The 12,103-nt window shown below is 60.9% G+C and carries 14 protein-coding genes; 2 read left to right on the forward strand and 12 right to left on the reverse strand.

The window, feature by feature from the left end; translation table 11 throughout:
- Positions 1-197 precede the first annotated feature (197 nt).
- The 7 genes from pyrH to O9X62_RS12460 form a co-directional block, all read right to left on the reverse strand.
- The gene (pyrH, locus tag O9X62_RS12430) at positions 198-917 is read right to left on the reverse strand and encodes a UMP kinase (RefSeq protein WP_269533206.1); all 720 of its coding nucleotides are present in this window, start codon (positions 915-917) and stop codon (positions 198-200) included.
- A gap of 137 nt (positions 918-1,054) precedes the next feature.
- Positions 1,055-1,927, reverse strand: coding sequence for a translation elongation factor Ts (gene tsf / locus O9X62_RS12435; RefSeq protein ID WP_269533207.1), 873 nt, complete (start codon positions 1,925-1,927; stop codon positions 1,055-1,057).
- Positions 1,928-2,025: 98 nt separating this feature from the next.
- Positions 2,026-2,748, reverse strand: a complete 723-nt coding sequence (gene rpsB / locus O9X62_RS12440) for a 30S ribosomal protein S2 (RefSeq protein WP_269533208.1) — start codon at positions 2,746-2,748, stop codon at positions 2,026-2,028.
- An 86-nt stretch (positions 2,749-2,834) separates the two neighbouring features.
- Positions 2,835-3,683 carry a tetratricopeptide repeat protein gene (locus O9X62_RS12445; RefSeq protein ID WP_269533209.1) on the reverse strand — a complete coding sequence of 283 codons (849 nt, stop codon included), beginning with the start codon at positions 3,681-3,683 and terminating at the stop codon, positions 2,835-2,837.
- Positions 3,680-4,636: an MlaD family protein gene (locus O9X62_RS12450; protein ID WP_269533210.1), complete on the reverse strand. Its 957-nt coding sequence runs from the start codon at positions 4,634-4,636 to the stop codon at positions 3,680-3,682. Before O9X62_RS12450 ends, O9X62_RS12445 begins: the two co-directional genes overlap by 4 nt.
- On the reverse strand, positions 4,620-5,183 hold the full coding sequence (locus O9X62_RS12455) for a hypothetical protein (protein WP_269533211.1): 564 nt from the start codon (positions 5,181-5,183) through the stop codon (positions 4,620-4,622). The genes O9X62_RS12450 and O9X62_RS12455 overlap by 17 nt, the downstream gene beginning before the upstream one ends.
- A complete protein-coding gene (locus O9X62_RS12460; protein WP_269533212.1) occupies positions 5,180-5,809 on the reverse strand; it encodes an ABC transporter permease in 630 nt (209 codons plus the stop codon). Before O9X62_RS12460 ends, O9X62_RS12455 begins: the two co-directional genes overlap by 4 nt.
- A 197-nt stretch (positions 5,810-6,006) precedes the next feature.
- On the opposite strand from O9X62_RS12460, the gene trxB reads away from it, so the two are divergent.
- Both trxB and O9X62_RS12470 read left to right on the forward strand, forming a co-directional pair.
- Positions 6,007-6,960, forward strand: a complete 954-nt coding sequence (gene trxB, locus O9X62_RS12465; RefSeq protein WP_269533213.1) for a thioredoxin-disulfide reductase — start codon at positions 6,007-6,009, stop codon at positions 6,958-6,960.
- A 68-nt stretch (positions 6,961-7,028) separates the two neighbouring features.
- The gene (locus O9X62_RS12470) at positions 7,029-7,685 is read left to right on the forward strand and encodes a Smr/MutS family protein (protein WP_269533214.1); all 657 of its coding nucleotides are present in this window, start codon (positions 7,029-7,031) and stop codon (positions 7,683-7,685) included.
- Between the two features lie 43 nt (positions 7,686-7,728).
- On the opposite strand, the gene O9X62_RS12475 is transcribed toward O9X62_RS12470, so the two are convergent.
- The 5 genes from O9X62_RS12475 to O9X62_RS12495 all read right to left on the reverse strand — a co-directional run bounded on the left by O9X62_RS12475 (position 7,729) and on the right by O9X62_RS12495 (position 12,028).
- Positions 7,729-8,205, reverse strand: a complete 477-nt coding sequence (locus O9X62_RS12475) for a GNAT family N-acetyltransferase (protein WP_269533215.1) — start codon at positions 8,203-8,205, stop codon at positions 7,729-7,731.
- A gap of 236 nt (positions 8,206-8,441) precedes the next feature.
- The gene (locus O9X62_RS12480) at positions 8,442-8,918 is read right to left on the reverse strand and encodes a GNAT family N-acetyltransferase (RefSeq protein ID WP_269533216.1); all 477 of its coding nucleotides are present in this window, start codon (positions 8,916-8,918) and stop codon (positions 8,442-8,444) included.
- A complete protein-coding gene (tldD, locus tag O9X62_RS12485; RefSeq protein ID WP_269533217.1) occupies positions 8,915-10,372 on the reverse strand; it encodes a metalloprotease TldD in 1,458 nt (485 codons plus the stop codon). The genes O9X62_RS12480 and tldD overlap by 4 nt, the downstream gene beginning before the upstream one ends.
- Before the next feature lie 58 nt (positions 10,373-10,430).
- On the reverse strand, positions 10,431-11,234 hold the full coding sequence (locus tag O9X62_RS12490; RefSeq protein ID WP_269533218.1) for an ABC transporter substrate-binding protein: 804 nt from the start codon (positions 11,232-11,234) through the stop codon (positions 10,431-10,433).
- The gene (locus O9X62_RS12495) at positions 11,228-12,028 is read right to left on the reverse strand and encodes a carbon-nitrogen hydrolase family protein (RefSeq protein ID WP_269533517.1); all 801 of its coding nucleotides are present in this window, start codon (positions 12,026-12,028) and stop codon (positions 11,228-11,230) included. Before O9X62_RS12495 ends, O9X62_RS12490 begins: the two co-directional genes overlap by 7 nt.
- Positions 12,029-12,103: the final 75 nt, after the last annotated feature.

A 12,103-nucleotide genomic window follows, 5' to 3' on the forward strand; every position in this document is an offset into this window, starting at 1 on the left:
GCTATCGAGCGAAGCGAGGTTCCCCGCCGGCGGCCGCCCGAAGTTCTTGGCGAGAACGGAGCCTGGAACTGAGCGTGCAGCGTTCGGGGGCGGAGGGGGCAGGGAATTTCAGGGACAGCCTGCCCTTCCAAATCGGCCAAAGCACCAGGCTCTGCCTGGTGAGCGCCTGCAACCTGCCCTGCCACAACAACAAGCTGTCAGCAGTGTACCAGCGTGCCCTCATCCTCGCCGAGCACCACGCGCTTGAGCGCGCCGGCCTTGAAGATGCTGAACACACGGATATTCATGTTCTGATCACGGCAGAGGGCCAGCGCAGTGGCATCCATGACCTTGAGGTTCTTGCTGATGGCTTCGTCGAAGGTCAGCTTGGAATAACGCACCGCATCCGGGTTCTTCTTCGGATCATCGGTGTAGACACCATCCACCTTGGTGGCCTTGAGTACGATGTTGGCATTCATTTCCATGCCACGCAGGGCCGCTGCGGTATCGGTAGTGAAGAAGGGGTTACCCGTGCCGGCCCCGAAGATGACAACCTTGCCTTCTTCGAGATACTGGATGGCTTTGGGGCGGATATAAGGTTCGGCAACCTGCTGGATCGTCAGCGCCGACTGCACGCGGCTGACCAGCCCCTGCTGGCGCATGGCATCCTGCAAGGCCATGGCGTTCATCACCGTGGCCAGCATACCCATGTAATCGGCCGTTGCGCGGTCCATACCTGCGGCGGCAGGGGCGACACCGCGGAAGATGTTGCCGCCGCCGATCACCACCGCGACTTCAATCCCCATCTCGGCCACTTCCTTGATCTCGGCCACGATGCGTTCCACGGTCTGGCGATTGATCCCGTAACTATCCTCCCCCATCAGCGCTTCACCCGACAGTTTGAGGAGGATGCGTTTGTAGATGGGGGTGTGCGTCATGGGGTCACCTTTGTGTGGGAAAACAAATCGATTCTTTGTAGCAGCCCGGCAGGGGAAAGTTCACCCGATTCGGACCCTACTTGCAAAACAACCGCCCGGGTTTCCCCGGACGGTTGCATGGGTCTTGCAGGTAATGCTTAAACCTTGGCAGCGGCAGCCACTTCAGCAGCGAAGTCGACAACCTTCTTCTCGATGCCTTCGCCGACCACGTACATCACGAACGACTTCACCGAAGCGTTGTTGGCCTTCAGCAGCTGTTCGATGGTCTGCTTGTCGTCCTTCACGAACGGCTGGCTCAGCAGGGTGACTTCCTTCAGGAACTTCTGCACGGTACCTTCAGCGATCTTTTCCCACATGGCTTCCGGCTTGCCGGCTTCCTTGGCGCGCTCAATGGCCACGCGGCGTTCGGTTTCGATCAGTTCGGCATCCACACCCGACGCATCCAGGCTCTTGGGCTTGGAGGCAGCGATGTGCATGGCAATGTCCTTGCCCATGACTTCATTGCCGCCAGTGTAATCAACCAGCACGCCAATCTTGGAACCGTGCAGGTAGGTAGCCAGATTGCCGGCGGTTTCAATGCGGGTGAAGCGACGCACATTTATGTTCTCGCCCAACTTGGCAATGATGGCCTTGCGCAGTTCTTCAACGGTTTCGCCCGAGGCGGTCTTGACGGCGCCCAGCGCTTCCACATCAGCAGGGTTGCCGGTCACGATGGCTTCGGCAGCGGCAGCGGCGAAAGCCAGGAAGCCGGCGTCCTTGCCCACGAAGTCAGTTTCGCAGTTGATTTCAGCCAGAGCAGCCACATTGCCCTTCACGAAAGCAGCCACAGTGCCTTCAGCGGCGGTACGGCCAGCCACCTTGGAAGCCTTGTTGCCGCTCTTGATACGCAGGGCTTCTTCAGCAGCCTTGATGTCGCCATTGGCTTCAACCAGGGCCTTCTTGCAATCCATCATGCCCAGGCCGGTCATTTCGCGCAGCTCGGCGACCATCTTTGCGGTGATTTCTGCCATGTTCGTACTCCTTGATCGTTCAGTATTCGGGATTCGGTAATCTGGGTAGCAAAAAGGGGCGAGACGCCCCTTTTTGCTTGCTGTCTGTGACCGGGCGATTAAGCAGCCTGGGTCTCGCTGCCAGCGGCGATGATTTCCTGGATAGCCAGAGCACGGCCTTCGAGGATCGCGTCGGCCACGCCACGGGCGTAAAGACGGATGGCACGGGCCGAGTCATCGTTACCCGGGATCACGTAGTCGATGCCTTCGGGCGAGTTATTGGTGTCAACCACACCGATGACGGGGATGCCGAGCTTCTGGGCTTCGACAATGGCACCCTTCTGGTAGCCAACGTCGATCACGAAGATGGCGTCCGGCAGGCCGTTCATGTCCTTGATGCCGCCCAGCGAGGTTTCGAGCTTTTCGACTTCGCGGGTCAGCAGCAGCAGTTCTTTCTTGGACAGGCCGTTGTTGGCATCAGCCAAGGTAACTTGCAGTTCGTTGAGGCGCTTGATCGACTGCTTGACCGTCTTGTAGTTGGTCAGCATGCCGCCGAGCCAGCGGTGATCAACGAACGGGGCGCCAGCGCGCAGGGCTTCTTCGCGAACGATTTCGCGGGCCTGACGCTTGGTACCGACGAACATCACGGTGCCCTTGTTGGCGGTGAGGCGACGCACGTAGGTCAGTGCGCTCTCGAACAGCGGCAGGGTCTTTTCGAGGTTGACGATGTGAATCTTGTTACGCTGACCAAAGATGTACTGAGCCATCTTCGGGTTCCAGTAACGGGTCTGGTGGCCAAAGTGCACACCAGCTTCGAGCATATCGCGCATGCTAACGGACATAGTAAAACTCCAATGCGAGGGTTAGGGTCTTACCGCCCGCAGCTTGACACGTCGTTGACGCACCCTGGCTGCCGCAGGCGGGAGATTCACTTCCCGGATCTGGGAAGCCCGCGATTATAGGCACATACTGCCTTTTCGCTCAAGTCCCGCACCGCATTGCACACGTCGTCCGCGCGTGCGCGCAGCATTGCTGCTTCGGGACTCCCCCGTCTGTCCGCCAGTTCTGCCAACAGGGCCAGATCCTGCGCAATCGCAGCCGAGCGGGCCTGTATCCGATCCTGCGTCAGCGCCGCATTGAGCGCCGCCTCAGCGGCATGCCAGTCACCTGTCTGCATGGCCGCCTCTCCGATCAAACGCTGTGCGTTTGCCGCCTCCATGGAACTCAGGCCAGGTGATACGAGAGCCCGCGCAGCCAGTTGGCGAGCAGCCTGCCAATCGCCCTGATCCGCAGCAAGTCGGGCGCGCAGATTCAGCACAGCGCCCTGCAGCGCAGGCTCAATCCCCGCCATCGAATCCATTGCATCGAGATGCTGCGCAGCCAAGGCAGCGTCTTTGGCCGCCGCGGCCAACAGTGCCAGTTGATAGCGGGCTTCGGCCTGAACGGGCGGGACATAGCGGCTCGACCCGAGCAAGCGGGTCAGGCGGGCAATGGCTTCTGTTTTCTGGCCCAGCTGCACCAACGCCTGGGCCTCCCCCAGTGTTGCCCGTCCCGCAGCGGTCCAGTCATCCAGCGAGGCATGGCGCTGCGCGGCTTCCTGCCAGTTCTTGCTCGCCACCTGCCAGTTACCGCGTGTAGCGGCCCCTACAGCAGCCCGGGTCAGCAACTGCGCCTGCAGACGTTCAGCAGGTTCAACCGCCTTGGTCCCGGCACAGCCCGACAGTGTCCCCATCAGTGCGGCCACCAGCATGATCATGAGTCCCGGTCGCAAGTTCATGGTGTCAGCCCCTGACTATCGCTGCGAGGAAGTTGTTCTGGTGCAGGCGAGATCAGACGATTCAACGGCCAGGCGCCCGTTACGGCATCCACCGCCTGATTCCCCTTGCGCGTCAGCTGGTGACCTTCATGCGCCAAGCCGACGATGTCGGGTCCGCTTTGTTCAAGCACCTTGCGCGCAATGCCGGCCATGGATTCCACGTGCCCCAGGGTCTGGTCCGTCTTGTCGAGCAGTGTGGGTAGACGGCTCTCCAGCAGACGCAACGATGCATCCGCGCTTTCCAGTGCCTGGCGTGTGTTAGCCAGCGTAGCGGGTACCTCGTTGGCGGCCAGATGGTTGACGCTGTCCAGCGCCTGATCCAGCTTGCTTCGGGTATCCGACAGGCCCGCTGAGAACTGGCGCAGATTGACCAGTGTCTGGTGCAGGTCACCTTCAGGGTTGTTGATACGCTGAATCAGCCTTTCGACCTCGACCAGCGTTGGCATGGCGCGATCACGAACCTCACGGAGGATCTCATCCATGCTCTTGGCCGGGATGAATTCGAGTTCGGCATTCCGGTCAACCGGGGGAAAGCGGGGATTACCGATACCCACATCGATATACCCGTCCCCGATCAGGCCATCCTTGGCCACACGGCCCACCGAATCGGACTTGATCCATTTGAGATGACGATCCTCGACCATCACGGCGATCCGCACGCGTCCACGCTCATCCAGTTTGAGATCCGTTACGTCTCCGATCTTGAATCCGGAGAACTTGACCGCCATACCCAGTCGCAAGTCGTTGCCGCTATCGCTGATAAACGTCAGGGGCGTCTTGGCCTCGAAATATCCTTGGCGCCATGCAAAGAACACAATGACCAAGGCCGCACCTGCCAGCGCAGTCAGGACAAACAGGGCAAGCTTCCACGGCAGTGCCCTGAAGCGGGGATCGTCGTCACGCAATAGCGGCATCGGCCGGCTCCTTGGCAGGGTTGATACGCCAGATCGCGGCTGGACGCTGCGGCCCAAGCGCGATCCACGCAGCGTGAGGGCAATGCTTACCTAATGCATCGACATAGCTGCCGGCTTCAGTGTCATCCGCCATCTGCAACCATTCGGTTTCGATCAGGATCATTTCGGGCGCTGCCATCAGTGTGCGCAACATCAGCGCTTGGCGTCGCTGACGCGGGGTGAGCATGGCGACCGTAGCCCGGCTGAGCATGGCTCGTTCAGACTGGTCGATCTGCAAGTCGTCCAGAAAGCCCTGGAAACGTTGCTCCTCTTGGACCAGGCTGCGCGACTGGAAATAGGCGGCGGGTAACAGGCAGTTCTCCCAGACACGCAGGTTGGCGACAAGCCCCCCCTGCCCTGGCAGCCAGCCGTGTGGTCCGGCACGCTGTCGGTTCAGCGCGGCAAAGGCGTCAAGGCGTGCAGCGCCACTGGTGGCATGCCACAGACGCACGCCCGGATAAACAGACAACACCCCGTCATGGAGTGTCAATTCGGCAAACCAGTTCATAGCTGCCCCAAGAGGATGAACGCAAGATCCACCATGAACACTGCCAACAAAGCACGGATAACCGCACTGGATGCGGCAATGGGTACATCGTTTCCCGTGCTGCCACCACGCAGGCCCCGCGCACAGGCAACCGTCGCAATCACGGAGCCCAGCACCACGCACTTGCTAAGACAAAGCAGCCATACCGATGCCGGCAAGGACTGGGACAGTCGGCCCAGCTCGTTGAGCCAGTTGAAGCCTGCCACGCCGAGCGCACCCGTCAGCAGGGTAATGACTGCAAAGTAGAAACCGAGTGCCGTGGTGGCAAACATCATCCCCAGCACCCGCGGCATGATCAGATAGGGCACCCGGTCAATGCCCATGCGTTCCAGCGCCGTGAGCTCACCATTCAACCGCATCAGCGCGAGTTCACTGGCCATGGCAGAACTGGAGCGAGCGGTCAGCATGATGGCTGTGAGCAAGGGGGCCAGCTCGGTCAGCGTAATCCCGGCTAGCAGACTGAGACTGCCCTCGCCACTCTGGCCGATCTGATAGTGCAGCTGACCGACCACGATGGCACCCACGGCAATCGCAATGAACAGCATCAGCGGGAATGCCTGTATGCCGGAAAAGTAGATCTGCTTCATGAGCACACGCCGCACCGGCCAGCGGCGCAACGCACCAAGATGCAGAAAAACCTGGAGATATAGCCGCAATACGCTCATGCCTTCACCATAAACTGTCAGCCACCTATCGGGCGTATTGAAACAATCAATTTAGGCCCTCGCTTTGCGTGCACTTATACTATCGGAGCTTTTTTGACTGCCCACTGCAAGGAATTGCCATGTCCAAGACTACCCATAGCAGCCTGATCATCCTCGGCTCGGGTCCCGCCGGCTACACCGCCGCTGTTTACGCAGCGCGCGCCAACCGCAAACCGTTGCTGATTACCGGTCTCGCGCAGGGTGGTCAGCTCATGACAACCACCGAAGTGGACAACTGGCCTGCCGATGCGGATGGCGTGCAAGGCCCCGAACTGATGCAGCGCTTCGAAGCGCATGCTCGCCGCTTTGGCACCGAGATCGTGTTCGACCATATTCACACGACCAAGCTGAACGAACGCCCAATCCGCCTGATTGGCGATGCAGGTGAATACACCTGTGATGCCCTGATCATTGCCACAGGTGCGTCGGCGCAGTATCTGGGCCTACCCAGCGAAGAAGCCTTCATGGGCAAGGGCGTATCCGGCTGCGCCACTTGCGACGGCTTCTTCTACCGCAACCAGAAGGTTGCCGTGGTTGGCGGCGGCAACACCGCCGTTGAAGAAGCACTGTACCTGGCCAATATCGCCAGCCATGTGACCCTGGTACACCGTCGTGACACCTTCCGCGCCGAGAAGATCCTGGTCGATCACCTGATGGAGAAGGTTGCATCCGGCAAGATCAGCCTGGAACTGAACCAGACGCTGGACGAAGTGCTGGGCGACAACACCGGTGTAACCGGCATCCGCATCAAGTCCAGCAAGGACGGTGCGACCAAGGACCTGGCGTTGACCGGCTGCTTCATCGCCATCGGCCACAAGCCCAATACCGATATATTTGCCGGCCAGCTCGACATGGAAAACGGCTACATCATCACCAAGGGCGGCCGCGAAGGCGGTGCGACGGGCACCAGCGTGCCGGGCGTGTTTGCCGCGGGTGATGTACAGGATCACATCTATCGTCAGGCCATTACCAGCGCCGCTACGGGCTGCCAAGCCGCCCTGGATGCCGACAAGTATCTCGATACCCTGCGCTGATCTCCATCGGCACTCGGACAAAGCCGCCTCCGGGCGGCTTTTTTCGTGCACGCGATAGAATCGCCATCATGGCTCGCCCCAAGCACTCTGACACCGCCCTTGCCGATCTGCTCAAGCCGCTGGCGCGAGATATGCGCAAGCAGCAACGTGCTGCACGGGTGGCTGCAAGATCCATCGTTCAGCCGGTCACGCCTGATGATGCGACACTGTTTCGCCAGGCCGTGGCCGACGTCAGCCCGCTCAAACGCACACTGCCCTACGCGCACCCACCGCGCCAGATCGGCCCGTGGCCGCTGCAGAAAATCGCCGATGACGGCAAAGTCATGCACGACGCCATGACCGACAACTGGCCTTGGGACGAGATCGAAAGCGGCGAAGAGCTACTGTATCTGCGTGCCGGGCAGCGGCTTGATACGCTCAAGAAGCTTCGTCGCGGGCACTGGGTGGTGCAGGCCAACCTTGATCTGCACGGCCTCAATGTGGATGAGGCCCGCGCGGCCGTTGGCCAGTATGTTCACGATTGCGTCCGCAACGACAAGCGCTGCGTACGCATTGTCCATGGCAAGGGGTTGGGTTCTAAGAACAAAGAGCCGGTGCTCAAGCTCAAGTTGCGGAACTGGCTGGCTCAACGCGATGAAGTGCTGGCCTATTGCCAGACCCGCCCTACCGATGGTGGTGCCGGTGCCGTGCTGGTGTTGCTGCGCGGCCCCAAACGCGCCACCTGAATCCTCACGCAGCACCTGACGGGACTACCGCGTACCAGACCGATCAACGCGCCACCAGCCCCAGGCGGGCCAGTCCCTCGCCATTGCCGACGCTCAACCGCATGCCGTGTGTCCTGGCCAGTTGCATCAGCTCGGTGTTGTAGGGCTGAAAGCACATGACCACCTCGGTCAGCTCCAGTCGCAGCGCGTAGTCGATGGCCTGATCGAGCATGGCACTCCCCAAGCCACGACGGCGCGCAGCAGCATGCACGCTGACACCGATCTCGGCGTAGCGGTTCACCGGACTGATGGCGAGATGGGTAAAGCCGAGCAGGCTGTCATCCTGTTCGTCCCAAACCCCGAAAAAGGCATCCTGATCAAAGCGCAGGCCATCTACGTACGCTGCAATCGCAGCATCGCTCGCCGCCAGGCCAAAGCGCTGGCTGCGATCGGCTTCGTTCAGCTTGAGAAAATGTGTATGGATAGCCGCCAGATCGGATCGATACAGGCGACTGACGGGCAAGATGAGATGGCTGACCATATGGCACTCCGGTTGCTCAGGGTGTGCCGTGTTGCCTCGCTCGCGCTCGCTGACGGGCAAGCCCCGTCGCGACGTTGTTCTTGATCACTGTTTTACCCATGCAGACCCGCAAATGCAAACGCGGGCAAGCGCCTTGTTGCCATCTGCACAGCGAGCATTTACTCGACCTGCGTGGCGCCCTGTTGCTACGGGAACATGCTGTACCGAATACGCGACATCGGGATCTGACCCATGGGTCAAGCCAGCGCCGGTTTGCTCATCTGCGTGGCCACGGGCAGATACCCCAAGCTGCGGTACAAGGACTCCGCGGCGGTGTTATAGGCAAACACATTCAACCCCAGCGTCTGCGCCCCCAGCGCACGCGCCGCCTGCTCAAATGCCAGCATGGTGGCACGGCCCAAGCCCTGGCCACGGCGAGACTCGGCAATGGCGATCTCGTAAATCCAGGCCTGCGGGCCGCCAGGCCCTGGATTCAGCGCAAACCAGAGCACGCCCACGGCATCACCCTCCGCATCATGCACATCAAGAAAATGATGGTTCGGAGTAGCCTGTCCTTGTGGCAGCATTTCCCGGGTCTGGGCATGGGCACGCTCAAGTGCGCCCTCGGCGGGCCAGCGTCCGGCCTTGATATTGCTGTTCGCGTAGTCTTGCCGGCTTCGCGCCATGAAATCCGCATAGTGTTCGGCGGTCATGGGCACTAGGCTCACGCTCATGCCGTCCCACCCACCGTGAGCCCGCCGTCGATGCGTACCGTCGGCTGGCCCACGCCCACCGGCACGCTCTGGCCTTCCTTGCCGCAAGTACCGATACCGGCATCCAGCGAGAGGTCATTGCCGATCATGCTCACGCGCGTCAACACATCGGGGCCATTGCCGATCAGCGTGGCGCCCTTGACCGGGTACTGGATCTTGCCGTTCTCGACCCAGTACGCCTCACTGGCCGAGAAGACGAACTTGCCGCTGGTGATGTCGACCTGACCGCCAGCAAAGTTGACTGCATACAGACCACGCTTGATCGAAGCGATGATTTCCTCAGGCGCGGAGTCCCCCCCCATCATGATGGTGTTGGTCATGCGCGGCATGGTGATATGGGCATAGCTCTCGCGCCGCGCGTTGCCGGTCAGCGGCACCTTCATCAGACGGGCATTGAGACTGTCCTGCATATAGCCACGCAGGATGCCGTCTTCGATCAGCACGGTGCGCTGGCTGGGATTGCCTTCATCATCCACATTCAGGGAGCCTCGGCGGTCTGGCAGCGTGCCGTCATCCACCACGGTCACGCCAGGTGCAGCTACCCGCTGGCCGACACGGCCGGCAAAAGCCGAACTGCCTTTGCGGTTGAAGTCTCCTTCAAGACCATGACCGATCGCCTCGTGCAGGAGGATGCCAGGCCAACCCGAACCGAGCACCACAGGCATCTCGCCCGCGGGTGCCGGGCGGGCGTCAAGATTGACCAGCGCCTGGCGTACGGCCTCGCGGGCATAGCCTTGCAACAGTTCATCACTGAAATAGGCGTAATCGAAGCGCCCCCCGCCACCCACATGAGCCGACTCTCGGCGGCCGTTCTGCTCAACGATGACCTGAACTCCCACACGGACAAGCGGCCGCACATCCGCAGCGCGGTGACCATCGTGGCGGGCGATGTATACCACCTCATACTCACCGGCCAGGCTGGCCATGACCTGGATGACCCGAGGGTCCAGACTGCGCGCATAGCGCTCCAGACGCTCAAGCAGAGTGACTTTGTCCGCCTCGCCCAGGCTGCCCAGCGGGTCGATCGGGCGATAGAGCTGGTGCCCGTGTCCGGCCACGGCAACGCCGGCACGGCTGGTGCCCCCCTGACGGCCAATGGCACGCGTTGCCTGCGCCGCCGAATGCAGTGCCGGCAGGCTGATATCGTCCGAATACGCAAACGCCGTCTTGTCGCCGCTGACGACGCGCACGCCTACCCCCTGATCAATATTGAAACTGCCTGATTTGACGATACCTTCTTCCAGGCTCCAGCCTTCGGCGCGGCTGTACTGGAAATACAGATCGGCATAATCGACTTCACGGGTCATGATCTCGCCAAACACCCGATCAAGCGCCGCTTCATCAAGCTGGTACGGATCAAGCAGCAGCGTGCTGGCGTGCTGGGCGGGGCTGAGGGCATGCAAGGAGGGAGTCATTCAGGGCTTTTATCCGTGTGAACTGCAGGTGAGACGGGCATCGTAACGTGCGCGGCGATTATCGCACCAACATCTCCTGTGCTCTGGCCTGGCCGACATACCGCGTCAGCAACCTCAACAAGGTGCCATCGGTGCGCATCGTGGCAAACATTTCCCGCCAGCGCTCGGCCTGCTGGGGACTGAATCGGGCACGAGACAAGGCCCAGCCTCCTTTCAGCGCATCCTCCCGCTTTCCCCATTTCAGTATCCGGAAGCGCTGCTCCAGCTCGGCAGCCGGGATGAAGGACGATGCATGCATGAACGGGTGTGCAATCAGGGCCTGGATGCGGCCCTGACGAAGCTGCTGCATGTTGCTGCCATGATCAGGGGCGACGACGACACGCTTTTGCGCCCGCAATGATTCGACCAAGCTGTCATAGGGCTCGCCATGCACAGCACCCCCCACCACCCCGAGGACATGTCCGGGCACGCTGATCAGATCTGCCGGGGTCTGCACATGATCAAGTGCCGGCCGCGCCAGCAGCATTTCATTGCGGCTTTCCATCAGCGGCAGTACGTAATGATCACGCGCCCGCACCGAATCAATGGCCATGGCAGTGCCAATCGCGATCTGGCCGGATTTGAGCAAACGCAGCTGCAACACCCGGCTCAGCTCGCGCAGTTCGATCAGGCAGCCAGTGCGGCGGGAGACCTCTTCAACCAGATCGACATCCAGACCGCGTTTGATGCCCCTGTCGTCGAAGTACAAGGCGCCCATCGGCATGACACCCACTTCCAGTGGCCTGCTGCAACCGTAGTCAAGACGCTCTGCCGCGGATAGGCCAATACTGGTCAGCGCGAGCAGCACACCACGTATCAGCACGCCAGAACCCGGTGCTGCAATGCAGGCAGACTCTGGCGCAAACGCGCCTTGTAATCGTGATCGATATCGGCAATCACAATGCCCGAACCGCGCGGCAGACGATCAAGCACAATGCCCCAAGGGTCCACGATCATGCTGTTGCCATGCGTCTCACGTCCGTTGCGGTGGAAACCACCCTGCGCCGAAGCCACCACATAGGCCAGATTCTCGATGGCGCGGGCGCGGATCAGCGTTTCCCAATGGGCACGACCGGTGGTCTCGGTAAAGGCAGCGGGGACCACGATCAGGTCTACCGGCTGCATGCGCCGGAACAGCTCGGGAAAGCGCAGGTCATAACAGATGGCAACACCCACGCGACCGAAAGGCGAATCGAACACCACGACTTCGTCGCCGGGTTCAATCGTGTTTTCCTCGCGGTACTTCTCACCGTTCATTTCGAAACCGAACAGATGGATCTTGTCGTACCGCGCCACCTGCCGACCTTGATCGTCAAACACCAGCGTCGTGTTGCGAACCTTGTCCGGGTCATCCGTCCACAGTGGGATCGAGCCGCCTACTATCCATACACCGCGCTTCTTGGCGAGCTTGGACAGGAAGGACTGGATCGGACCATCACCGGGCTTCTCGCGCACGGCAACCTTGTCCGTATCCTTGAGACCAAGAATCGCAAAGTACTCAGGCAGCACCACCAGCTTGGCTCCTTGCTTGGCAGCCAGCGTCACCAACACTTCGGCTTCTGTCAGATTGGCCGAAACGCTGGGGCCGGACGCCATCTGGATGGCCGCGACGCGCATGCCGCCTTTGCTGGCCGCAACGGCGGCCGCGGACTGGGTGCTATGGGCTCGGGTAGACATGATGGGCTCCTTCAG

The organism is Chitinimonas sp. BJYL2 (assembly GCF_027257935.1).
Classification (GTDB): Bacteria; Pseudomonadota; Gammaproteobacteria; order Burkholderiales; family Chitinimonadaceae; genus Chitinimonas.